General features: G+C 55.9%; 18 protein-coding genes, 1 tRNA gene, 3 rRNA genes and 1 pseudogene. 18 read left to right on the forward strand and 5 right to left on the reverse strand.

Features of this window, described 5'->3' with window-relative positions:
* Nucleotides 1-214 precede the first annotated feature (214 nt).
* The 3 genes from ACXX83_RS01555 to rrf all read left to right on the forward strand — a co-directional run bounded on the left by ACXX83_RS01555 (nucleotide 215) and on the right by rrf (nucleotide 5243).
* Nucleotides 215-1751, forward strand: a 16S ribosomal RNA gene (locus ACXX83_RS01555).
* Nucleotides 1752-2063: 312 nt separating this feature from the next.
* Nucleotides 2064-4957 (forward strand): 23S ribosomal RNA (locus ACXX83_RS01560).
* 170 nt (nucleotides 4958-5127) lie between these two features.
* Nucleotides 5128-5243: ribosomal RNA gene (gene rrf, locus ACXX83_RS01565) — 5S ribosomal RNA — on the forward strand.
* Together the 16S, 23S and 5S rRNA genes form the textbook arrangement of a ribosomal RNA operon.
* A gap of 97 nt (nucleotides 5244-5340) precedes the next feature.
* On the opposite strand, the gene ACXX83_RS01570 is transcribed toward rrf, so the two are convergent.
* Nucleotides 5341-7713 carry a TOTE conflict system archaeo-eukaryotic primase domain-containing protein gene (locus ACXX83_RS01570; RefSeq protein WP_458547408.1) on the reverse strand — a complete coding sequence of 791 codons (2373 nt, stop codon included), beginning with the start codon at nucleotides 7711-7713 and terminating at the stop codon, nucleotides 5341-5343.
* A 635-nt stretch (nucleotides 7714-8348) separates the two neighbouring features.
* A complete protein-coding gene (locus ACXX83_RS01575) occupies nucleotides 8349-8654 on the reverse strand; it encodes a DUF3077 domain-containing protein (RefSeq protein ID WP_217837274.1) in 306 nt (101 codons plus the stop codon).
* Between the two features lie 847 nt (nucleotides 8655-9501).
* Between ACXX83_RS01575 and ACXX83_RS01580 the strand changes: the two are divergent.
* Together ACXX83_RS01580 and ACXX83_RS01585 are read left to right on the forward strand one after the other, a co-directional pair.
* Nucleotides 9502-10323: pseudogene (locus ACXX83_RS01580) on the forward strand (lipid II-degrading bacteriocin).
* Between the two features lie 64 nt (nucleotides 10324-10387).
* Nucleotides 10388-10798 (forward strand): hypothetical protein, encoded by a 411-nt coding sequence (locus tag ACXX83_RS01585; RefSeq protein WP_217837276.1) that lies wholly within the window; start codon nucleotides 10388-10390, stop codon nucleotides 10796-10798.
* A gap of 385 nt (nucleotides 10799-11183) precedes the next feature.
* Here the strand turns inward: ACXX83_RS01585 and ACXX83_RS01590 are convergent, their stop codons facing one another.
* Together ACXX83_RS01590 and ACXX83_RS01595 are read right to left on the reverse strand one after the other, a co-directional pair.
* Entirely contained in the window at nucleotides 11184-11513 is a 330-nt protein-coding gene (locus ACXX83_RS01590) for a hypothetical protein (protein WP_217837277.1), read from the reverse strand.
* Nucleotides 11514-11686: 173 nt separating this feature from the next.
* Nucleotides 11687-11771 (reverse strand) — tRNA-Leu (locus ACXX83_RS01595).
* Between the two features lie 107 nt (nucleotides 11772-11878).
* On the opposite strand from ACXX83_RS01595, the gene queA reads away from it, so the two are divergent.
* From queA to ACXX83_RS01625, 6 genes are all read left to right on the forward strand, one after another.
* Complete coding sequence (gene queA / locus ACXX83_RS01600; RefSeq protein WP_217837278.1) at nucleotides 11879-12943, forward strand: tRNA preQ1(34) S-adenosylmethionine ribosyltransferase-isomerase QueA; 1065 nt, start codon at nucleotides 11879-11881, stop codon at nucleotides 12941-12943.
* Between the two features lie 14 nt (nucleotides 12944-12957).
* On the forward strand, nucleotides 12958-14073 hold the full coding sequence (tgt, locus tag ACXX83_RS01605; protein ID WP_162139258.1) for a tRNA guanosine(34) transglycosylase Tgt: 1116 nt from the start codon (nucleotides 12958-12960) through the stop codon (nucleotides 14071-14073).
* Nucleotides 14074-14116: 43 nt separating this feature from the next.
* Nucleotides 14117-14452: a preprotein translocase subunit YajC gene (gene yajC / locus ACXX83_RS01610; RefSeq protein ID WP_007956696.1), complete on the forward strand. Its 336-nt coding sequence runs from the start codon at nucleotides 14117-14119 to the stop codon at nucleotides 14450-14452.
* Nucleotides 14453-14516: 64 nt separating this feature from the next.
* Nucleotides 14517-16385: a protein translocase subunit SecD gene (gene secD, locus ACXX83_RS01615; protein ID WP_015093620.1), complete on the forward strand. Its 1869-nt coding sequence runs from the start codon at nucleotides 14517-14519 to the stop codon at nucleotides 16383-16385.
* 9 nt (nucleotides 16386-16394) lie between these two features.
* Entirely contained in the window at nucleotides 16395-17309 is a 915-nt protein-coding gene (gene secF / locus ACXX83_RS01620) for a protein translocase subunit SecF (protein ID WP_015093621.1), read from the forward strand.
* 121 nt (nucleotides 17310-17430) lie between these two features.
* Entirely contained in the window at nucleotides 17431-17979 is a 549-nt protein-coding gene (locus ACXX83_RS01625; protein ID WP_015093622.1) for a glycine zipper 2TM domain-containing protein, read from the forward strand.
* A gap of 260 nt (nucleotides 17980-18239) precedes the next feature.
* Here ACXX83_RS01625 and suhB read toward each other — a convergent pair whose 3' ends face one another.
* Nucleotides 18240-19058 carry a type III secretion system regulator SuhB gene (suhB, locus tag ACXX83_RS01630; RefSeq protein ID WP_007974015.1) on the reverse strand — a complete coding sequence of 273 codons (819 nt, stop codon included), beginning with the start codon at nucleotides 19056-19058 and terminating at the stop codon, nucleotides 18240-18242.
* 146 nt (nucleotides 19059-19204) lie between these two features.
* On the opposite strand from suhB, the gene trmJ reads away from it, so the two are divergent.
* From trmJ to hscB, 7 genes are all read left to right on the forward strand, one after another.
* Nucleotides 19205-19975 carry a tRNA (cytosine(32)/uridine(32)-2'-O)-methyltransferase TrmJ gene (gene trmJ / locus ACXX83_RS01635; protein WP_007974014.1) on the forward strand — a complete coding sequence of 257 codons (771 nt, stop codon included), beginning with the start codon at nucleotides 19205-19207 and terminating at the stop codon, nucleotides 19973-19975.
* A 2-nt stretch (nucleotides 19976-19977) separates the two neighbouring features.
* Entirely contained in the window at nucleotides 19978-20754 is a 777-nt protein-coding gene (gene cysE, locus ACXX83_RS01640; RefSeq protein ID WP_007982740.1) for a serine O-acetyltransferase, read from the forward strand.
* Between the two features lie 237 nt (nucleotides 20755-20991).
* Nucleotides 20992-21483, forward strand: a complete 492-nt coding sequence (iscR, locus tag ACXX83_RS01645; RefSeq protein ID WP_007974010.1) for a Fe-S cluster assembly transcriptional regulator IscR — start codon at nucleotides 20992-20994, stop codon at nucleotides 21481-21483.
* 50 nt (nucleotides 21484-21533) lie between these two features.
* On the forward strand, nucleotides 21534-22748 hold the full coding sequence (locus ACXX83_RS01650; RefSeq protein WP_007974008.1) for an IscS subfamily cysteine desulfurase: 1215 nt from the start codon (nucleotides 21534-21536) through the stop codon (nucleotides 22746-22748).
* A 101-nt stretch (nucleotides 22749-22849) separates the two neighbouring features.
* A complete protein-coding gene (gene iscU, locus ACXX83_RS01655) occupies nucleotides 22850-23236 on the forward strand; it encodes a Fe-S cluster assembly scaffold IscU (protein ID WP_007974006.1) in 387 nt (128 codons plus the stop codon).
* Nucleotides 23237-23264: 28 nt separating this feature from the next.
* A complete protein-coding gene (gene iscA / locus ACXX83_RS01660; RefSeq protein ID WP_007974004.1) occupies nucleotides 23265-23588 on the forward strand; it encodes an iron-sulfur cluster assembly protein IscA in 324 nt (107 codons plus the stop codon).
* An 8-nt stretch (nucleotides 23589-23596) separates the two neighbouring features.
* Nucleotides 23597-24118: a co-chaperone HscB gene (hscB, locus tag ACXX83_RS01665; protein WP_007974002.1), complete on the forward strand. Its 522-nt coding sequence runs from the start codon at nucleotides 23597-23599 to the stop codon at nucleotides 24116-24118.
* Nucleotides 24119-24136 lie beyond the last annotated feature (18 nt).

A 24136-nucleotide genomic window follows, 5' to 3' on the forward strand; every position in this document is an offset into this window, starting at 1 on the left:
AGGGGTTTGCTGTAGAGTGCATGCCTCGGTTGAGACGAAAGGTCTTAACCAACCGCTCTTTAACAACTGAATCAAGCAATTCGTGTGGGTGCTTGTGGAGTCAGACTGCTAGTCAACAGATTATCAGCATCACAAGTTACTCCGCGAGAAATCAAAGATGTAACCAACGATTGCTGAGCCAAGTTTAGGGTTTTCTCAAAACCCAAAGATGTTTGAACTGAAGAGTTTGATCATGGCTCAGATTGAACGCTGGCGGCAGGCCTAACACATGCAAGTCGAGCGGATGAAGGGAGCTTGCTCTCTGATTCAGCGGCGGACGGGTGAGTAATGCCTAGGAATCTGCCTGGTAGTGGGGGACAACGTTTCGAAAGGAACGCTAATACCGCATACGTCCTACGGGAGAAAGCAGGGGACCTTCGGGCCTTGCGCTATCAGATGAGCCTAGGTCGGATTAGCTAGTTGGTGAGGTAATGGCTCACCAAGGCGACGATCCGTAACTGGTCTGAGAGGATGATCAGTCACACTGGAACTGAGACACGGTCCAGACTCCTACGGGAGGCAGCAGTGGGGAATATTGGACAATGGGCGAAAGCCTGATCCAGCCATGCCGCGTGTGTGAAGAAGGTCTTCGGATTGTAAAGCACTTTAAGTTGGGAGGAAGGGCATTAACCTAATACGTTAGTGTTTTGACGTTACCGACAGAATAAGCACCGGCTAACTCTGTGCCAGCAGCCGCGGTAATACAGAGGGTGCAAGCGTTAATCGGAATTACTGGGCGTAAAGCGCGCGTAGGTGGTTTGTTAAGTTGGATGTGAAAGCCCCGGGCTCAACCTGGGAACTGCATTCAAAACTGACAAGCTAGAGTATGGTAGAGGGTGGTGGAATTTCCTGTGTAGCGGTGAAATGCGTAGATATAGGAAGGAACACCAGTGGCGAAGGCGACCACCTGGACTGATACTGACACTGAGGTGCGAAAGCGTGGGGAGCAAACAGGATTAGATACCCTGGTAGTCCACGCCGTAAACGATGTCAACTAGCCGTTGGGAGCCTTGAGCTCTTAGTGGCGCAGCTAACGCATTAAGTTGACCGCCTGGGGAGTACGGCCGCAAGGTTAAAACTCAAATGAATTGACGGGGGCCCGCACAAGCGGTGGAGCATGTGGTTTAATTCGAAGCAACGCGAAGAACCTTACCAGGCCTTGACATCCAATGAACTTTCCAGAGATGGATTGGTGCCTTCGGGAACATTGAGACAGGTGCTGCATGGCTGTCGTCAGCTCGTGTCGTGAGATGTTGGGTTAAGTCCCGTAACGAGCGCAACCCTTGTCCTTAGTTACCAGCACGTTATGGTGGGCACTCTAAGGAGACTGCCGGTGACAAACCGGAGGAAGGTGGGGATGACGTCAAGTCATCATGGCCCTTACGGCCTGGGCTACACACGTGCTACAATGGTCGGTACAGAGGGTTGCCAAGCCGCGAGGTGGAGCTAATCCCACAAAACCGATCGTAGTCCGGATCGCAGTCTGCAACTCGACTGCGTGAAGTCGGAATCGCTAGTAATCGCGAATCAGAATGTCGCGGTGAATACGTTCCCGGGCCTTGTACACACCGCCCGTCACACCATGGGAGTGGGTTGCACCAGAAGTAGCTAGTCTAACCTTCGGGAGGACGGTTACCACGGTGTGATTCATGACTGGGGTGAAGTCGTAACAAGGTAGCCGTAGGGGAACCTGCGGCTGGATCACCTCCTTAATCGACGACTCAGCTGCTCCATAAGTTCCCACACGAATTGCTTGATTCATTGAAGAAGACGAGAGGCCGGCCTTTAAGGTGGTCTGTTTCGTTAGAGTTTAGAAATGAGTATTCCAGCGTGAATATTGATTTCTAGTCTTTGACTAGTTCGTTCTTTAAAAATTTGGGTATGTGATAGAAAGATAGACTGAACGTTACTTTCACTGGTAACGGATCAGGCTAAGGTAAAATTTGTGAGTTCTCTTAATTGAGAAATTCGAATTTTCGGCGAATGTCGTCTTCATAGTATAACCAGATTGCTTGGGGTTATATGGTCAAGTGAAGAAGCGCATACGGTGGATGCCTTGGCAGTCAGAGGCGATGAAAGACGTGGTAGCCTGCGAAAAGCTTCGGGGAGTCGGCAAACAGACTTTGATCCGGAGATGTCTGAATGGGGGAACCCAGCCATCATAAGATGGTTATCTTGTACTGAATACATAGGTGCAAGAGGCGAACCAGGGGAACTGAAACATCTAAGTACCCTGAGGAAAAGAAATCAACCGAGATTCCCTTAGTAGTGGCGAGCGAACGGGGACTAGCCCTTAAGTTGATTTGAGATTAGCGGAACGCTCTGGAAAGTGCGGCCATAGTGGGTGATAGCCCTGTACGCGAAAATCTCTTATCAATGAAATCGAGTAGGACGGAGCACGAGAAACTTTGTCTGAATATGGGGGGACCATCCTCCAAGGCTAAATACTACTGACTGACCGATAGTGAACTAGTACCGTGAGGGAAAGGCGAAAAGAACCCCGGAGAGGGGAGTGAAATAGATCCTGAAACCGTATGCGTACAAGCAGTGGGAGCCCACTTTGTTGGGTGACTGCGTACCTTTTGTATAATGGGTCAGCGACTTATTTTCAGTGGCGAGCTTAACCGAATAGGGGAGGCGTAGCGAAAGCGAGTCTTAATAGGGCGTCTAGTCGCTGGGAATAGACCCGAAACCGGGCGATCTATCCATGGGCAGGTTGAAGGTTAGGTAACACTGACTGGAGGACCGAACCGACTACCGTTGAAAAGTTAGCGGATGACCTGTGGATCGGAGTGAAAGGCTAATCAAGCTCGGAGATAGCTGGTTCTCCTCGAAAGCTATTTAGGTAGCGCCTCATGTATCACTGTAGGGGGTAGAGCACTGTTTCGGCTAGGGGGTCATCCCGACTTACCAAACCGATGCAAACTCCGAATACCTACAAGTGCCGAGCATGGGAGACACACGGCGGGTGCTAACGTCCGTCGTGAAAAGGGAAACAACCCAGACCGTCAGCTAAGGTCCCAAAGTTATGGTTAAGTGGGAAACGATGTGGGAAGGCTTAGACAGCTAGGAGGTTGGCTTAGAAGCAGCCACCCTTTAAAGAAAGCGTAATAGCTCACTAGTCGAGTCGGCCTGCGCGGAAGATGTAACGGGGCTCAAACCATACACCGAAGCTACGGGTATCACCTTCGGGTGATGCGGTAGAGGAGCGTTCTGTAAGCCTGTGAAGGTGAGTTGAGAAGCTTGCTGGAGGTATCAGAAGTGCGAATGCTGACATGAGTAACGACAATGGGTGTGAAAAACACCCACGCCGAAAGACCAAGGTTTCCTGCGCAACGTTAATCGACGCAGGGTTAGTCGGTCCCTAAGGCGAGGCTGAAAAGCGTAGTCGATGGAAAACAGGTTAATATTCCTGTACTTCTGGTTATTGCGATGGAGGGACGGAGAAGGCTAGGCCAGCTTGGCGTTGGTTGTCCAAGTTTAAGGTGGTAGGCTGAGATCTTAGGTAAATCCGGGATCTTAAGGCCGAGAGCTGATGACGAGTTACCTTTTTGGTGACGAAGTGGTTGATGCCATGCTTCCAAGAAAAGCTTCTAAGCTTCAGATAACCAGGAACCGTACCCCAAACCGACACAGGTGGTTGGGTAGAGAATACCAAGGCGCTTGAGAGAACTCGGGTGAAGGAACTAGGCAAAATGGCACCGTAACTTCGGGAGAAGGTGCGCCGGTGAGGGTGAAGGACTTGCTCCGTAAGCCCACGCCGGTCGAAGATACCAGGCCGCTGCGACTGTTTATTAAAAACACAGCACTCTGCAAACACGAAAGTGGACGTATAGGGTGTGACGCCTGCCCGGTGCCGGAAGGTTAATTGATGGGGTTAGCCAACGCGAAGCTCTTGATCGAAGCCCCGGTAAACGGCGGCCGTAACTATAACGGTCCTAAGGTAGCGAAATTCCTTGTCGGGTAAGTTCCGACCTGCACGAATGGCGTAACGATGGCGGCGCTGTCTCCACCCGAGACTCAGTGAAATTGAAATCGCTGTGAAGATGCAGTGTATCCGCGGCTAGACGGAAAGACCCCGTGAACCTTTACTATAGCTTTGCACTGGACTTTGAATTTGCTTGTGTAGGATAGGTGGGAGGCTTTGAAGCGTGGACGCCAGTTCGCGTGGAGCCATCCTTGAAATACCACCCTGGCAACTTTGAGGTTCTAACTCAGGTCCGTTATCCGGATCGAGGACAGTGTATGGTGGGTAGTTTGACTGGGGCGGTCTCCTCCTAAAGAGTAACGGAGGAGTACGAAGGTGCGCTCAGACCGGTCGGAAATCGGTCGTAGAGTATAAAGGCAAAAGCGCGCTTGACTGCGAGACAGACACGTCGAGCAGGTACGAAAGTAGGTCTTAGTGATCCGGTGGTTCTGTATGGAAGGGCCATCGCTCAACGGATAAAAGGTACTCCGGGGATAACAGGCTGATACCGCCCAAGAGTTCATATCGACGGCGGTGTTTGGCACCTCGATGTCGGCTCATCACATCCTGGGGCTGAAGCCGGTCCCAAGGGTATGGCTGTTCGCCATTTAAAGTGGTACGCGAGCTGGGTTTAGAACGTCGTGAGACAGTTCGGTCCCTATCTGCCGTGGACGTTTGAGATTTGAGAGGGGCTGCTCCTAGTACGAGAGGACCGGAGTGGACGAACCTCTGGTGTTCCGGTTGTCACGCCAGTGGCATTGCCGGGTAGCTATGTTCGGAAAAGATAACCGCTGAAAGCATCTAAGCGGGAAACTTGCCTCAAGATGAGATCTCACTGGGACCTTGAGTCCCCTGAAGGGCCGTCGAAGACTACGACGTTGATAGGTTGGGTGTGTAAGCGCTGTGAGGCGTTGAGCTAACCAATACTAATTGCCCGTGAGGCTTGACCATATAACACCCAAGCAATTTGATGCTCCTAGTTGAAAAGACGAAAGAGACCAGATTGCGGTGTGTGAAGACGAAACGAACCGAAAGTTCGAAAGACTCACAAAACACCGAAGCTATCACATACCCAATTTGCTGAAGCGAGGCCAACTGGTCACGACTCAGTACCCGAATTTCTTGACGACCATAGAGCGTTGGAACCACCTGATCCCATCCCGAACTCAGAAGTGAAACGATGCATCGCCGATGGTAGTGTGGGGTTTCCCCATGTGAGAGTAGGTCATCGTCAAGATTAAATTCCGAAACCCCAATTGCGAAAGCAGTTGGGGTTTTGTTTGTCCTTGAAAAAAGCATCCTGAGACTGGTGCGGAAGTTGACCGTCAACCACGTTAGAGTAGGTCCATGGTGGCCATGGAATCAGCCATGCGGTAGCCCATCGCTTTGTAACCCGCCTGGCGCTTATCCCACATTCTCAGCAGCGCGACATTTCCCCCGTCAACGAAGTCAATCACTCGCACGTCGGCCTTATCGGCATGCGATCGATGCAACCGCCCCGCATATTGCTGAAGGATTCCCTTCCATGAGATGGGCATTGCCAGTACCAGCGTGTCCAACGGCGGGTGATCGAAACCTTCACCTACTAGTTTTCCTGTTGCCAACAGCACCCGTGGAGCATCAGGGGGAAGGGACTCAAGCTCATGCATACGGGAAATGCGCTGTTTCTTAGGCACTCGCCCATGAAGCGTGAAAAGGTTATGCACGCGCTGCTTCAATTCTAATTCAAGGGCATCCACATGTTCCGTCCGTTCCGTTAGCACTAGAATTTTTCTACCCTCGTTGTACGCCAGTTCAATCTCCGAGACGATTTTGGCTGTCCGCTCAAAGTCGTCGGCTAGACGCCGAAAAATGTCCTGAATCCCAAAGCCGTCGGGAACCACTATTGGTTTGGACAGCAATCGAGGCACGACAGATAGGTCATGAGGCGCACTCGCTGGCCGAGCAGCAGAATGTCGGATCGGTCCGCACTGCATGAAAATAATAGGCTGTTGCCCATCTCGGCGCACTGGGGTTGCGGTGAGTCCCAGTACGTACCGCGCGGTCGCGCTCCTCAGTAGCGCCTCGAATGACACGGCTGATAGGTGATGACACTCATCAACGATGATCTGGCCGTAGTTTTTTACCTGATCGCTGATCTCGCCTTTTCGCGATAACGACTGCATTACGGCAATGTCGATGATGCCGGTAAGCTTCGCTTTTCCGCCCCCAAGGGTACCAACGACACCATTCTCGACTCCCAGGAACGCCTGCAAGCGCTCTTGCCACTGCCTTAACAGTTCCGTCCGATGCACAAGCACCAACGTGTTAATGCCACGAGTGGCAATCAATGCAGCAGCACTCACCGTTTTACCGAAAGCTGTCGGTGCGCAGAGGATACCGGTGTCATGACTTAGCATTGCGCTGACAGCAGCCTCTTGGTCAGAACGCAGGGTCCCGAGAAAACTCACGTCGATGGGGTCGCCCACGAAGCGCTCGTCTTTAAAAATAGGGGTAACCCCGTTTTCCTCTAAAAGCTCCAGCGCAGCATCCAAACAGCCACGCGGTAACGCAATATGTTTGGGGAAGTTCTGGGCGCAGCCGATAATCCTTGGATTGTTCCACACTGACATGCGCATGGCCTGAGCTTTGTAGAACTCGGGATTTTGAAAGGCAGCGAGCCGGACAAGCTGGTTTGCCAATGGCTGTGGCAATTCCGACTTTTCAAAGTAAATTAAGTTAGCCAGCGTGATGTTGACAGCAGCGGGCAACGGGCATGTCAATTTACGTGATCTCGATTCACGATCTTTCCAGGGTTCTGCATCACCTTCGTCATCGACATAGGCGACCCCTAGAGGGTCTCGATTACCCATCGCCTGGATAATAACGGGCTGGATATCTTCTGGACTCATGCGCTGAATCGATGCCAGGAAGGCCCATTGATCAGGATGAGGCTCAAGCGTGTCGTCTACAAAAACGCTGTTGTTTTGGGCCCTGGCCCGCTTTTGCAAAGGGAGCGCGATGAGATTTCCAAAGCCGCCTTTGGGCATATAGTCCTGGTTTGGAAACAGTCGATCATAGGAGCTGAGCGCCAACTGGCGGGTGCGCTCGCAGGCATGACTGATGATTGCGGCACCGAGGCGGCGCGCATCGCAGGCAGGAACATTACGCTCAAAGAAAATCCAGCCATGAGCCCCTTGGCCTGAGCGCGATATTTCCAGCGCCACCGGGACGTTCAGCTCATGGCATGACTGCACAAAAGCTTTGGAATCATCACGCCATTCGGCCTCATCGAAGTCGACCGCCAAAAAATAACAAGTGTCATCAGAGAGTAGGGGGTAGATACCAACGACCACTTCGCCCGCCAGATGGCAATAGACCACCTCATCGGTCAGCGGAAGCAGCTGGCGGTTACCACAGTCGCCACATTTGATTCGGGGCTTCTCACAAACGCCTGGTCTCCATTCGTTTGCGCAAGCGGGTGCGTATCCTGATTTGCCTGTCTTGCTTTCCCAACGGATGGGGTAGACGTCCGTTCTACCGCGAAACAAGCTTCGGAATAGGGCAAGCTTTCCTTCAGTATCGAGTTGCTGTGATTGCTCTGCTTGGACAATCGCTATCTTGACTGGCTCAGCAGGCGGGCGCCAATCGATGCCATGAGCATCCAGCAAGGCAACCAATCTTGAATTCTCAGCCCTTAGTTGCGCCACCAGACTAGTGTCTATCACCGCCTTGAGCCTCTACGTCTCAGGTGAAGCCTGTAGCCTCGAGCTACAACCCTCAGTCCATCAGTAAAACATAGAGGTTATCAAACAACAGAGGTTCGGTTCAGGAGCTCAAGAGGTCCGCCCTAATCCCAATCAAATCGTTGGCAGGCTCAATCTGCCGGTGAGGGATACAGAGCGCGCAGTTGCTGGCATTCGGCTAGCGTGGAAAGTTCCAGGATTTTCCCAGGCGCAGAGTGATCAGGTTTGTAGTCAGCAGGTAGTAGGGCGTCGATTTCGAGTTTGGGTTCATGTGGTCGTTCAAAAACCAAACGAGATATTCAGTGCGGGGCGGAAAGCGCCAGCCCAACCACTATCAATGCCGAAGGTGCACCGAAATCAAAACCCGCTGGAGCCAAACAATGCCTGCCAGCTCACCGCAACCCTCTGTGGGAGCGGGCCCGCGAAGGCGCCAGCCCGGCCAACACAAACCCCTGAACTAAACCACAACCCCCTGTAGGAGCGAGCCCGCTCGCGAAAAACCCAAGGCATCCACATGTCCCACTGAACACCCCTGTCCACCGCAACCAAGCCCGCCCTCACAACATCACGCCCGACGCTTGAAACCAAAAGCTATCCCGGCGCGTCGCCCACTACCCCTAAGCCGTAGCCCCCGCCCGCTTGGACGCCACTTCATTATCCCGATCCCGCATCAGCACCTTCACCGCATCATCCACCAACGCCTTACTCATCGAAGTCAGATAATGCGCCGCCCAGGCGTGACGGTCGGTGTCTCTGGCATAAGCAGCATCTTCAGTGAGCGTCTTGGCCAGGAACAGAAAATCGGAGGCCATGGACAACGCATCGCCAAGAGGAACACCGCGAGTGACATGAAACAGCGCTTGATCTGCGCAGTAGATGGCCGGCGTCAAGCCAATGGTTTTGAGTTCAGTTTGTTCAGTCATTGCCCACCTCCGAGGATGGAGAGGCAATGGGGGAGGGCATTACGCGATTGGGAATCGCGAAGAGAGAAAAGCCAAATTTCAAACGGATTGATACTGCGCATTATCCAACTCCTTGATATGAGGAGCTGCCACGTTCGTTACCACACGAATGGGTGACAGCTGTGCGCAGGGTGGTAAACCGGGAATCAAGGAAACCGGCACGCCCGAGGGCGTCCCACGCACAGCCGCCATAACTCACGCCGCAGGCATAAAAAAAGCGCCTGATGACGTGATTGGGGCGCTGTTGCGCCTTGAATAACTCGAGTTACCACACCCGGTCGCTGAATTGGCAGCGACGGTGGGAGGGTATCGTGCCGACTCCATTCCTGCAACCTTCAGACATATCGGCCACAAATCTGAGTGGTGACGTATTGTGGTCTTTTCCATTTTTTCGGTTTTGAGTGCGAAACAAGCGCCAACGGGGGGGCTTACTCTATTTCAATCTTCGTCGGTTATTTCTGTATAGCTTGTAGGAACTCTCCTGTTCGCTCAGCAACGTCTTGAATTGCCTCCGCGCCCACGTACTTTGTGTTCGCCCACTCATTCTTGAGTCGGCGCGATTCATATAACCGCAGCACGCGCCTTACTTGGCGCGTGAATGGACACGGAGTGCAAGCAATGAGAAAGGGATACCTCATTCGCAAGGGTGACAAGACCACCTGCTGTGGTGAAGTTATGGAAACCGATACTCGCGTCATGAAGTTCGGCATGGTGCATGCCCGCGACGGGGTCAAGAGCCTCGAGCAATCGCCTACGAGCGACTCAACCGCAGCAAATGCTGCGCAACTGAAGCAACGTAGGTAAAACCATGAACACAATCGAACTGCCACCGATTTATATTTATGCAACGGAACCTGGCTATTCCAATCCACCTGGTGCACCGTTTCCAGCCCCAAACCCAGGAGTCATTCTGCTACATCAGCAACAACAGCGAAATGTTCATTATGCAAATGGCCATTGGCGCGAAATGATAATTAAGCTTTGTAATGAGCAAGCGCATTATGGTCAAGTAAACTATGTCGTGCCGGGTTTTCCCTTCGATTTCGGGGTGATGCGTTGGGCAGATACATTCAGCTCTAATGATTCTGATCAGAGCCCTGCGCAAGCTTTGAACTACGCCAGCCGCCAAATCGCGGACAAAAAGCTATTTGAATACGATACAGCGTACTTTTCGGGCGGGGTTTTGACTCCAGTTGCAGCGATGGGGCATTTGGTGTTCGGTAAAGGTGCTACTGCAAGAACCAATATCAACAAGCTGAGCTTGCAACTGTCCACCACGAAGATGCCATTGCTGGAAACTGCACTAGCCGCAGCCCCGGTTGGTATCTCTTCAATCTACCTAGACAAAGTGCCCTAAAATACAGCAAACGACTCGTGGATGACCGCATCCTGGCTCGGGAGCATCACTCTGAAAATTGAAGGTGCAGTCACCAAGACGGCAGATGGCCGCTTGAACTTCAACGGTAATGCCAAGGCTTACAACGATATCTACGACGGCAACCCAAGCACTCATCGGAGCTGGCTTGGTGAGTCCTCTACCGCAGTCCTTGACGCGGTACACAGAGTAATGAATGGTCAACCCTATGAAATCGCGATTGAGGGTTCACTAGGCGTCTCGATCAATCGTTGATGTAACATAGGCGCCTTTGTTTTTCGAGGCGCCTACTTCAGATAATTCACGGACGGAGAAAGATATGTTTAAGCAGTTTTGCAAATATTTTTCCCCAGCATTGTTGCTTGTGTTGGGCGTCATTTTGCTATGGGGCTCACTCTATAGCTCCATCGTCAACGTAGATGAGGGGGAAAAACCAGCTCCTACGTTTTTTGTGGTTTTTTATGTTGCGTACTTCTCTGCTTTTGTTATGGTTTTACAGGCTTTTTCTTCCTTTCTACTGGTATGGGCTCCAAACAAAAAATGGGTCACGGTGCTGTCATTTCTGGTGCGCTTACCCGTAATGCTATTTACGTTTTTTGTCGGAGCTTTAAGTCTGGCATTGGCCTATGACGTTTCTTTACTGGCTCTTGCGCCAGCACTTGTTTATTTAGTTGCAACATTTTTATTTGTCCGACAGGATTTGGCGTTATTCCGCAGACGAAATGCATAGTCGTAGCAGCGTTTTTTATCCCTGTACATCTCTAAAGCCTCAACAATCGCTATGGCTTTTTCGTATCTGGCACGCCCTTGTTCCCTTTTTTGCTCCAGGTAGATGAGGGTGGCGCGAATTGCCGGACCTATTCTCGGTCCCCCCCCAAAAAAAAGGGGAATTCAGTTGTCAAGTATGTTCGACAAACCAGACATCTGGCTCATCGTCATGTCCTGGCTTAGCCGACACATCCCCGATGTTCTATGTCGCGACGTCCTTGTGCTGGATCGTCTTCTTGCGCGTGATCTACGGAAAGGGCGGCGACAGACTCTAATTGCAGAAAGGGGGGCAGATTTACTATTAGTCAACACATGGCGGCCAAGGCATTTGGCCAACAAGCGGACCGTCACTGGACAGCTTTCAAGTACTCCCTGAGTGCCATGAGCGGGGAATCAAGCTGCTCCATCGTCTGTGCGCTGCTAAAATCAGTCGCCAGTCTGTTTAGCTCTCGTCCAAGGGGGTTCTCCGCACCGCCTAGAGCCTCCATTGCCAAGCCCACGCACGCGTCCACTTTTTGCTGGATTGTCTCAACATCCCCCCGCCGCACCAGCAACTCAAACACATCCCGCTGGTAATCCCCCATGACCAAATCATCCCGCAAAATCGGGCTCTGACCTTCCGTTTCATAAGCCAGTTTGAGGGAGAAGAGGGCGACGGTTTCCAAGTGCAATTCCATGGGGGAAATCCTTGTGAAATGTTCTTCCGGCGAGGAGGGTAGAAGAGACGCAAGATCAAAAGATCGCAGCCTTCGGCAGCTCCTACAGGTCAGTGCGTTGTTCGCGGTGTGTCAGGGGTGGCTTTTCTGTGGGCGAAAAAAAAGGCCTTGCTAAGCAAGACCTTTCTTAATTTTGGTGCCCCGAGGGAGACTCGAACTCCCACTCCTTTCGAAAACGGATTTTGAATCCGCCGCGTCTACCAATTCCGCCATCAGGGCTCAATGGCGGCGAAGTATAGAGATGAGATAACCGCTGGTCAATCAGGTACATGGAGAATTTTTGATAATTCCGCTAGACTTCCCGGCCCTGCTAGACGAACCCCATCATGCGCGTTGCTGACTTTACTTTCGAGCTCCCTGATTCGCTGATTGCCCGCCATCCTTTGGCCGAGCGTCGCAATAGTCGTCTGTTGACCCTGGATGGGGTCAGCGGCGCCCTGGCACACCGTCAATTCACTGATTTGCTGGAGCATTTGCGCCCCGGCGATTTGATGGTGTTCAACAATACCCGGGTGATTCCGGCGCGGCTGTTTGGCCAGAAAGCTTCCGGCGGCAAGCTGGAAATCCTGGTGGAGCGGGTGCTCGACAGTCATCGCGTGCTGGCCCATGTGCGTTCCAGCAAGTCGCCCAAGCCTGGGTCGAAGATCCTGATCGACGGCGGTGGCGAGGCCGAGATGCTGGCGCGTCATGATGCGTTGTTCGAGCTGGGGTTCACTGAGGAGGTGTTGCCGCTGCTCGACCGCGTCGGGCACATGCCGTTGCCTCCTTATATAGACCGCCCGGATGAAGGTGCCGACCGCGAGCGTTACCAGACCGTCTACGCCGAGCGTTTGGGCGCGGTGGCGGCGCCGACGGCGGGGCTGCATTTCGATCAGGTGCTGCTGGAGGCGATTGCCGCCAAGGGCGTCGAGACGGCGTTCGTGACCTTGCACGTGGGCGCGGGTACGTTCCAGCCGGTGCGGGTCGAGAAGATCGAAGACCACCACATGCACAGCGAATGGCTGGAAGTCGGCCAGGACGTGGTGGATGCCGTTGCCGCCTGCCGCGCGCGCGGTGGTCGTGTGGTGGCCGTGGGGACCACCAGTGTGCGCTCGCTGGAAAGTGCGGCGCGCGATGGCGTGCTCAAGCCGTTCAGCGGCGATACAGACATTTTCATCTACCCTGGCCGGCCGTTTCATGTGGTCGACGCCCTGGTCACCAACTTCCATTTGCCCGAATCCACGCTGTTGATGCTGGTTTCGGCGTTCGCCGGTTATCCCGAGACGATGGCCGCCTACAAGGCTGCGGTCGATAACGGGTACCGTTTTTTCAGCTACGGTGATGCGATGTTCATCACGCGTAATCCTGCGCCGACTGCCCCTAAAGAATCGGGCCCAGAGGAAACAGTATGAGTCGCACCTGTCGTATGTCTTTCGAGCTGCTGGCCACTGATGGCAAGGCTCGGCGCGGTCGTTTGACCTTCCCGCGCGGTACCGTCGAGACCCCGGCCTTCATGCCGGTGGGCACCTACGGCACGGTCAAGGGCATGCTGCCACGGGATATCGAGGCGACTGGCGCTGAAATCATTCTGGGCAACACCTTCCATCTGTGGCTGCGCCCGGGCACGGAAGTGATCAGGAAGCACGGCGACCTGCACGATTTCATGCAGTGGAAAGGCCCGATCCTGACCGACTCCGGCGGTTTCCAGGTGTTCAGCCTGGGCGCCATGCGCAAGATCAAGGAGGAGGGCGTGACCTTCGCTTCCCCGGTCGATGGCGCCAAGGTGTTCATGGGCCCGGAAGAGTCAATGCAGGTCCAGCGTGACCTGGGCTCCGACATCGTGATGATTTTCGACGAATGCACGCCGTACCCGGCTGATGAAGACGTCGCCCGTATTTCCATGGAATTGTCCCTGCGTTGGGCCAAGCGTTCGAAAGAAGCCCATGGCGACAACACCGCGGCGCTGTTCGGCATCGTTCAGGGCGGCATGCACCAGGACCTGCGCATGCGCTCCCTGGAAGGCCTGGACAAGATCGGCTTCGACGGCCTGGCCATCGGCGGCCTGTCGGTGGGCGAGCCCAAGCACGAAATGATCAAGGTGCTGGATTACCTGCCGGGCATGATGCCGGCTGACAAACCTCGTTACCTTATGGGCGTTGGCAAACCGGAAGACTTGGTTGAGGGTGTGCGCCGCGGTGTGGACATGTTCGATTGCGTGATGCCAACCCGTAATGCCCGCAATGGGCATCTGTTCATCGATACCGGCGTGCTGAAGATCCGTAACGCGTTCCATCGCCATGATGATTCGCCGCTCGATCCGACCTGCGATTGCTATACCTGCCAGAACTTCTCCCGCGCTTATCTGCATCACCTGGACAAGTGCGGCGAAATGCTGGGAAGCATGCTCAATACCATCCATAACTTGCGTCATTATCAAGTGCTTATGGCTGGTTTGCGCGAGGCTATTCAACAGGGTACATTGGCCGCCTTTGTCGATGCCTTCTACGCCAAACGCGGGTTACCTGTTCCGCCTTTGGACTGAGTTTCCTGACCCCAAGATTCAACATTTGCAACTGGAGTGCTAAATGAGCTTTTTTATCTCTAATGCCATGGCAGACGCTGCAGCCCCTGCGGCAGCCCCTATGGGCGGTGGTTTCGAGTGGATTTTCCTGGTCGGCTTCCTGGTCATCTTCTACCTGATGATCTGGCGTCCACAGGCCAAGCGCGCCAAAGAGCAGAAAAACCTGCTGAGCAGTCTGCAGAAAGGCGACGAAGTTGTGACCACCGGCGGCATCGCCGGCAAGATCACTAAAGTGGCCGACGATTTCGTCGTTCTGGAAGTTTCCGACACCGTCGAAATGAAGTTCCAGAAAGGCGCCATCGCCGCCACGCTGCCAAAAGGCACGCTCAAAGCGATCTAAGTTTCAACTTCATTTTCAATCGACGGGGCGCGCAAGGCGCCCCGCGTCATAAACGGGCGGCGTGATGCTGAACAAATATCCTCTGTGGAAATACATTCTGATCCTGGCGGTGCTGGCGGTCGGTCTGATTTATTCCGCTCCCAATCTTTATCCTGATGACCCGGCCATTCAGGTCAGCGGTGCAAGCACTGCACTGCAGGTCAATCAGGCTGATCTGGATCGTGTGAGCGCTGCGCTCAAGGAATCCGGGATCAACGTCAAGGCTGCCACGCTGGCAGAGGGCGGCAAGGGTGGTCTGATTCGCCTGACCAAGGCTGAAGACCAGTTGCCGGCCAAGGACGTTGTACGCAAGGCGTTGGGTGATGACTACGTCGTTGCATTGAACCTGGCGCAAACCACCCCGCAATGGCTGCGCAACCTCGCTGCGCACCCGATGAAGCTGGGTCTGGACTTGTCCGGTGGTGTGCACTTCCTGCTGGAAGTGGACATGGACAAAGCCCTCGATGCACGCCTGAAAGTCTACGAAGGCGACGTCAAGAGCCTGCTGCGTAAAGAAAAGCTGCGCTATCGCAGCCTGCCGCAACTCAATGGTGCCATCCAGCTGGGCTTCGCTGATGAAGACAGCCGTGAACAGGCCCGTGTGCTGATCCGCAAGAACTTCAACGATTTCGACATTGTTCCGGCCGACCTCAATGGTCAACCGGTGCTGCGTCTGGCGATGACCCCGGCCAAGCTGGCGGAAATCCGCGAATACTCCATCAAGCAGAACTTGACCACGGTACGTAACCGCGTCAACGAGCTGGGTGTTGCCGAACCGATCGTCCAGCGCCAGGGCGCCAACCGCATCGTGGTTGAGCTGCCGGGTGTGCAGGACACCGCCGAAGCCAAGCGTATTCTCGGCAAGACGGCCAACCTCGAGTTCCGTCTGGCCGCTGAGCCTGGTGCTTCGAAAGCCACTTCCGAATCCTTCGAGTTCCGTGAAGGCGGCCGTCCTCCAGCGCTGATCGAGCGCGGCCTGATCATCACCGGCGACCAGGTGACTGACGCCAAGGCCGGCTTCGACGAGCACGGCAGACCAGAAGTGAATATCCGTCTGGATGGCCACGGCGGCGAGCTGATGAACCGTGCGACCCGTTCGAACGTCGGTCGCAGCATGGCGGTGATCTTCATCGAACAGCGTCCGGTTACCACCTATACCAAGCAAGTGGTCAACGGCGTCGAGAAAGACGTGCCGGTTCAGAGCTTCAAGGAAGAGAAGAAGATCATCAGCCTGGCGACCATCCAGTCGCCGCTGGGTGCCCAGTTCCGTATTACCGGCCTGAACGGCCAGGGCGAGTCGTCCGAGCTGGCGCTGCTGCTGCGTGCCGGTGGTCTGGCTGCACCGATGTACTTTGCTGAAGAGCGCACCATTGGTCCAAGCCTGGGTGCCGACAACATCACCAAGGGTATCGATGCGTCGCTGTGGGGCATGCTGTTCGTCTCGCTGTTCATCATGGCCATCTACCGCTTCTTCGGCCTCATCGCCACCGTCGCTCTGGCGGTGAACATGGTGATGCTGCTGGCGCTGATGTCGCTGCTGGGTGCAACGCTGACCCTGCCAGGCATCGCCGGTATCGTATTGACCATGGGTATGGCGGTCGACGCCAACGTGCTGATCTTCTCGCGGATCCGCGAAGAGATCGCCGCCGGCATGACCGTGCAGCGTGCAATCAACGAAGGCTTCGGCCGGGCATTCACCGCGATTCTCGACGCCAACCTGACCACCTTGCTGGTCGGCGGCATCCTCTTTGCCATGGGCACCGGCCCGGTCAAGGGCTTCGCAGTGACCATGTCCCTCGGGATCTTTACCTCGATGTTCACGGCCATCATGGTGACCCGCGCGATGGTCAACCTGATCTTCGGCGGTCGTGACTTCAAGAAGTTGTGGATTTAAGGGGCTGCCATGTTACGTACAATCAACTTCATGGGCGTTCGCAACTTCGCGTTCGGCGTCACATTGTTCCTTACCGTGCTGGCCTTGTTCAGTGTCGCCACCAAGGGCATGAACTGGGGTCTGGACTTCACCGGCGGTACGCTCATCGAGCTGACCTACGAGCGTCCGGCTGATGTCTCCAAGGTGCGTGAGCAGCTGGTGAGCGCCGGTTATAATGACGCTGTCGTGCAGAACTTCGGTGCAACCACCGACCTGCTGGTGCGCATGCCTGGCGAAGATCCGCAACTGGGTCACCAGGTGGCCGAGGCCTTGCAGAAGGTCGGCGGCGAGAACCCGGCGACGGTCAAGCGTGTCGAATTCGTCGGCCCGCAGGTGGGTGAAGAGCTGCGCGACCAGGGCGGCCTCGGCATGCTGATGGCGCTGGGCGGCATCCTGATCTACCTGGCGTTCCGCTTTCAGTGGAAGTTCGCGATCGGTGCGATCGTGTCCCTGATCCACGACGTGATCGTGACCATCGGTATCCTGTCGTTCTTCCAGATCACCTTCGACCTGACGGTGCTGGCGGCGGTACTGGCGATCATCGGTTACTCGCTCAACGACACCATCGTGGTATTCGACCGGGTTCGTGAGAACTTCCGTGTCCTGCGCAAGGCCAGCCTGATCGAGAACATCAACATCTCGACCACGCAAACCCTGCTGCGGACCATGGCGACTTCTATCTCCACCTTGCTGGCGATCGCGGCCCTGCTGTTCTTCGGCGGCGACAACCTGTTCGGTTTCTCCATCGCCCTGTTCATCGGTGTTCTGGCGGGTACTTACTCGTCGATCTACATCGCGAACGTGGTGCTGATCTGGCTGAACCTGAGCACGGAAGACCTGATTCCTCCTGCCAATACCGAGAAGGAAGTCGACGACCGTCCTTGAAGGACAATTCTTCTGGCGGTGTAGTCCAAAAAAGGCGCGAGTTGAACTCGCGCCTTTTTTTGTGCTCCAAGGCTGGGAGAAGCGCGGACATGTTCCGTATGTGATGGTCCAGGAGGTTCATGTGAACAAGTCGATGCTGGTTGGTGCTGTACTGGGTGCTGTCGGTGTGACTGCCGGGGGCGCTGTGGCCACCTACAGCCTGGTTAAAAGCGGTCCTGAGTTCGCACAAGTACTCGCCGTTGAGCCGGTCAAGACACAAATCAAGACTCCACGTGAAGTGTGCAAGGATGTAACTGTCACCCGGCAGGCGCCGGTGAAAGATCAACATCAGATCGCCGGTACTGTGGTCGGTGCATTGGCAGGTGGTTTGCTGGGTAACCAGGTCGGTGGCGGCACCGGCAAGAAGATCGCCACGGTCGCGGGTGCTGTCGGTGGTGGTTATGCCGGCAACAAGGTGCAGGAAGGTATGCAGGAGCGTGATACCTACACCACGACCCAGACCCGCTGCAACACGGTCAACGACATCAGTGACAAGGTTGTAGGTTACGACGTGCGGTATTCGCTGGACGGCAAGGAAGGCAAGGTGCGCATGGATCGTGATCCGGGCAACCAGATTCCGGTGGACAAGGAAGGCAAGTTGATCCTGTCAGAGAATCAGCAGGGTCAGTGATCTGCTGAGGCCGGATAAAAAAGAAGCACCCTGCGGGGTGCTTTTTTTGTGCCCGGGATTTATGCAGCACCGCAACCCCCTGTAGGAGCGAGCCTGCTCGCGAAAAAACCGAGGACGCCGCGTTCTTCCAGAACTCCCGCGTTATCGTTGACCACCATCGCGAGCAGGCTCGCTCCTACAGAGGGTTGTGGTGTTTTTGAGGGGTGAATTCCAGGCATAAAAAAAGCACCCCGAAGGGTGCTTTTTCTGTCGCGGGAAGCTTAGCGCTTCAGCGAGGCCGGCAGGTGCGGCTGGATCGCCGTCAAAACTGCCTTGAAGCATTTGGTGTTGCCGGCAACGACGTGGCCTTTCTCGAGGAAGTCGTGACCGCCGGTGAAGTCGCTCACCAGGCCGCCTGCTTCCTGGATCAGCAGGGCGCCAGCGGCCATGTCCCACTCGGACAGGCCCGACTCCCAGAAGGCGTCGAAACGGCCGGCAGCTACGTAGGCCAGGTCCAGGCTCGCGGAGCCGGCGCGGCGGATGCCGGCAGTCTGGCCAACCAGGGCGCGGAACATGCCCAGGTAGTTGTCGAGGTTGTCCATCTGCTCGTCACGGAACGGGAAGCCGGTACCCAGCAGGGCGCCGTCCAGGCTGGTGCGACCGCTGACGCGCAGGCGACGACCGTTCAGTTGAGCGCCGCGACCACGGCTGGCGGTGAATTCTTCCTGGCGAACCGGGTCCAGAACAACAGCGTGCTCCAGGCGACCGCGGTATTTGCAGGCAATGCTGACAGCGAAGTGAGGAATGCCGCGCAGGAAGTTGGTGGTGCCGTCCAGCGGATCGATGATCCACAGGTACTCTTCGCCTTCGATGCCGGTGCCGGCGTGCATGCCGGTCTCTTCACCCAGGATCGAGTGATTCGGGTACGCCTTGCGCAGGGCGTCGATGATTTTCTGTTCGGCGGCGCGATCCACCTCGGATACGTAATCCTTGGCGTCTTTTTCGTCGACCTTGATGGTATCCAGGCGCTCGATGGAGCGGAAGATCAATTCACTGGCGCTGCGGGCGGCGCGCAGCGCGATATTCAGCATGGGCTGCATGGATGTGTCACCTAAGGTTGTTAAAGAAAGCCGGGCATTCTATCAGAAAGTTTCTACAGGAGAAGGACGACGTTCGCTTTCATGGCTTAACGGTAGCTTCAGCTGTAAGATTCCGCTCCCGATTATCGTGTTCGAGAGCGCCTCCCTTGCTGCATAACATTCGTGTCGTCCTGGTCAATACCAGCCATCCGGGCAATATCGGCGGGGCTGCGCGTGCCATGAAGAACATGGGCTTGTCGCGGCTGGTGCTGGTCGAGCCTCGTCAGTTCCCGCATCACGAAGCCGACGCCCGTGCTTCCGGTGCCGGTGACATCCTTGAAAACGCGCAAGTCGTCGCCACCTTGGAAGATGCCCTGGTCGGCTGCAATCTGGTGCTGGGTACCAGTGCCCGCGACCGGCGCATTCCCTGGCCGCTGCTCGATCCCCGCGAATGCGGAACGAAGGTGGTCGAGGAAGCGGGGCAGGGCGCGGAAATCGCCCTGGTGTTCGGTCGTGAAGATTCCGGCCTGACCAACGAAGAGCTGCAGCGATGTCATTATCACGTGCACATCCCATCCGACCCTGAGTTCAGTTCGCTGAACCTTGGGGCGGCGGTGCAGGTGTTGAGCTATGAAGTGCGCATGTCCTGGCTGGCCGCCCAAGGTCAGCCAAGCAAGGTCGAGAAGGAAGAGGTGGCTTCGGTCAAAAGCGCTGAGCTGGCGACCATGGACGAACTGGAGCGATTCTATGAGCACCTGGAGCAAACCCTGGTGGCCATCGAATTCCTCGATCCGGAAAAACCACGGCACTTGATGGCACGCCTGCGCCGGTTGTACGGACGCAGCTCGGTCAGCCGGGCGGAAATGAATATTTTGCGTGGCATCCTCACGGAAACCCAGAAAGCGGCCCGTGGTGAGCTTCTTAAGCGGAAGGATTAATGATGTTTGAGCGTTTGCGTGAAGATATCCAGAGCGTATTCCATCGAGACCCGGCGGCGCGTAACGCTTTTGAAGTCCTGACTTGCTATCCCGGCATGCACGCTATCTGGATTCACCGTTTGTCGGCGATGCTGTGGCGCGCGGACCTGAAGTGGCTGGCGCGCCTAGTGTCGAACTTCGGTCGCTGGCTGACCGGGATCGAGATCCATCCGGGGGCCAAGGTCGGTCGACGTTTCTTCATCGACCATGGCATGGGCATCGTCATTGGTGAAACCGCCGAGATCGGCGACGACGTCACTATTTACCAGGGCGTGACCCTGGGCGGTACCAGCTGGAACAAGGGCAAGCGTCACCCGACCCTGGGTGATGGCGTGGTGGTCGGGGCGGGTGCGAAGGTGCTCGGCCCGTTCACTGTCGGTGCCGGTGCCAAGGTGGGTTCCAATGCTGTCGTGACCAAGGAAGTGCCGCCGGGTGCGACTGTGGTCGGGATTCCGGGGCGGATCATCGTCAAATCCGACGAAGAGCAGGATGCCAAGCGCAAGGCCATGGCCGAGAAGATCGGTTTTGATGCCTACGGCGTGACTGAAGACATGCCTGACCCGGTGGCTCGCGCCATCAACCAATTGCTCGATCACCTGCAGGCGGTCGATGGTCGACTGGAGGGGATGTGCGGGGCGTTGAAGGATCTGGGCAGTAATTACTGTGCGAAAGATCTGCCTGAGCTGCGCGAAGAAGATTTCGCCTGTGTGAAGGACAAGGATCAGAGTCAGGCCAGCTAGATCGCGCCGCTCCCTTCGCGAGCAAGCCCGCTCCCACAGGATGTTCATCGCCCCTGTGGGAGCGGGCCTGCTCGCGAAGAACGATAACGCGCATTTACTGGTGATACACGCCCAGCCTTTGCTATGATGCGCCCGCTCTTTTGCGGGTAATCCTGACTAAAGTACTAGGTCTTATAGTTGACTTAAATACTAGGGAATTGCATACTCGCCTCATTCCGAACTCCGTGGTAATTGTCCATGCGACTGACTACAAAAGGCCGATACGCCGTGACCGCCATGCTTGACCTGGCGTTGCACGCGCAGCACGGGCCCGTGTCCCTGGCCGATATCTCCGAGCGCCAAGGCATCTCCCTGTCCTACCTCGAACAGCTTTTTGCCAAATTGCGCCGCAGCAATCTGGTGTCCAGCGTGCGTGGTCCGGGCGGTGGCTACCAATTGTCCCGCGACATGCAGGGCATCCAGGTCGCCCAGGTGATCGATGCGGTGAACGAATCGGTCGATGCCACCAAATGCCAGGGCCAAGGTGATTGCCATCAAGGCGACACTTGTCTGACCCACCACTTGTGGTGCGACCTGAGCCTGCAGATTCACGAATTTCTGAGCGGTATCAGCTTGGCTGACCTTGTGACTCGCCGTGAGGTGCAAGAAGTAGCCCAGCGTCAGGACCAGCGCCGTTGCAACAGCAAGGTGCCACGCCTGGACAAGATTGAAGCGTCCGCCGTCGAATGACAGCCCAAGAGCTAGCGGCACGCCAGCCAGCCTGATTTAGGAGATAGTCCATGAAATTGCCGATTTACCTTGATTACTCTGCGACCACCCCGGTTGATCCGCGTGTCGCGCAAAAGATGAGTGAATGCCTGCTGGTCGACGGAAACTTCGGTAACCCGGCGTCCCGTTCCCACGTGTTCGGCTGGAAAGCTGAAGAGTCCGTTGAAAACGCCCGTCGTCAGGTGGCCGACCTGGTCAACGCCGACCCGCGTGAAATCGTCTGGACCTCCGGTGCCACCGAATCCGACAACCTGGCAATCAAGGGTGCGGCACATTTCTACGCCACCAAAGGCAAGCACCTGATCACCACCAAGATCGAGCACAAGGCTGTCCTGGACACCATGCGCCAACTGGAGCGTGAAGGTTTCGAAGTGACCTACATCGAGCCTCGCACCGATGGCCTGGTAACGCCTGAGATGATCGAAGCCGAACTGCGCGACGACACCATCCTGGTGTCGGTCATGCACGTGAACAACGAAATCGGCACCATCAACGACATCGCAGCGATCGGCGAACTGCTCCGTTCCAAGGGCATCCTGTTTCACGTCGATGCCGCTCAGTCCACTGGCAAGGTCGAGATCGACCTGCAGAAGCTGAAAGTCGACATGATGTCGTTCTCCGCCCACAAGACCTACGGTCCTAAAGGCATCGGCGCCCTGTACGTAAGCCGCAAGCCGCGCGTGCGTATCGAAGCGACCATGCACGGTGGCGGCCACGAGCGTGGCATGCGTTCCGGCACCCTGGCGACCCACCAGATCGTCGGCATGGGTGAAGCTTTCCGCGTAGCCAAGGAAGACATGGCAGCCGAGAACGCACGCATCAAGGCGTTGAGCGACCGTTTCTACAAGCAGGTAGAGCACCTGGAAGAGCTGTACGTCAACGGCAGCCTGACCGCTCGCGTTCCGCACAACCTGAACCTGAGTTTCAACTACGTTGAAGGCGAGTCGCTGATCATGGCGCTCAAGGATCTGGCGGTTTCGTCCGGTTCGGCCTGCACCTCGGCATCCCTTGAGCCTTCGTACGTACTGCGCGCCCTGGGCCGCAACGACGAACTGGCTCACAGCTCGATCCGCTTCACCTTCGGTCGTTTCACCACCGAAGAAGAAATCGACTACGCCGCGCAGAAAGTCTGCGAGGCCGTAACCAAGCTGCGCGCTCTGTCGCCGCTGTGGGACATGTACAAAGACGGCGTCGATATCTCGAAGATCGAGTGGGCGGCACACTAACTATAGAAGCCGCCGGATACAGGTCCTGTAGCAGCGCGGCGGTAAATGCAGCGCAACTACAGGGTCTCAAGAGCGGCCCTGATGAGTGAGGATTGAGAATCATGGCTTACAGCGAAAAGGTCATCGACCACTACGAAAACCCGCGCAACGTCGGCAAGATGGACGCGGAAGATCCTGATGTCGGCACCGGCATGGTCGGCGCTCCGGCGTGCGGCGACGTGATGCGCCTGCAGATCAAGGTCAACGACGCCGGCATCATAGAAGATGCCAAGTTCAAGACTTACGGCTGCGGTTCGGCTATCGCATCCAGCTCCCTCGCCACCGAGTGGATGAAGGGCAAGACCCTGGACGAAGCGGAAACCATCAAGAACACCCAGCTGGCTGAAGAACTGGCCCTGCCGCCAGTGAAAATCCACTGCTCGGTACTCGCTGAAGACGCCATCAAGGCGGCTGTTCGCGACTACAAGCAGAAGAAAGGCTTGATCTAAGCATTTGGCGACGAGTAAGGAGTCAACGATGGCTATCAGCATGACAGAAGCGGCGGCCAAGCACGTGCGGCGCTCCCTCGACGGGCGCGGCAAGGGTGAAGGGATTCGTCTGGGTGTCCGCACCACGGGCTGTTCCGGCCTTGCCTACGTGCTGGAGTTTGTCGACGAGGTGGTTGCTGAGGACCAGGTGTTCGAAAGTCACGGCGAAAAAGTGATTATCGACCCGAAAAGCCTGGCCTACCTGGACGGCACCGAGCTCGATTTCGTCAAGGAAGGGTTGAACGAAGGCTTCAAGTTCAACAACCCCAACGTGCGCGGTGAATGTGGCTGCGGCGAAAGCTTCAACATCTGAGGCTTGTCGTGGGTACTCCTTGTCATTTCGCTTTATTCGAGCTGCAACCGAGTTTCGATCTGGATCTCGATCAGCTGGCTACGCGCTACCGTGAGTTGGCGCGCGGCGTTCATCCGGACCGCTTTGCAGACGCTTCCGAGCGCGAGCAGCGGCTGGCGCTGGAGCAATCCGCGAGCCTCAACGAGGCCTATCAGACGCTCAAGAGTCCACCCAAGCGCGCGCGTTACCTGCTCGCCTTGAATGGTGGCGAGCTGCCGCTGGAGGTCACGGTGCATGATCCGGAGTTCCTTCTGCAGCAGATGGAGCTGCGTGAAGAGCTCGAAGACCTGCAGGACAGCGCCGACCTCAATGGCGTTGCCGTCTTCAAGCGTCGCCTGAAGGCTGCCCAGGATGAACTGAACCAAAGCTTCGCAGCTTGCTGGAACGATGCCGCGCAACGTGAACGGGCCGAACGCCTGATGCGGCGCATGCAGTTCCTCGACAAGCTCACCTACGAAGTGCGCCAGTTAGAAGAGCGCCTCGACGACTAACCCAGTGCCGCTCCGGTC

It is taken from the genome of Pseudomonas sp. GNP012 (assembly GCF_054343835.1).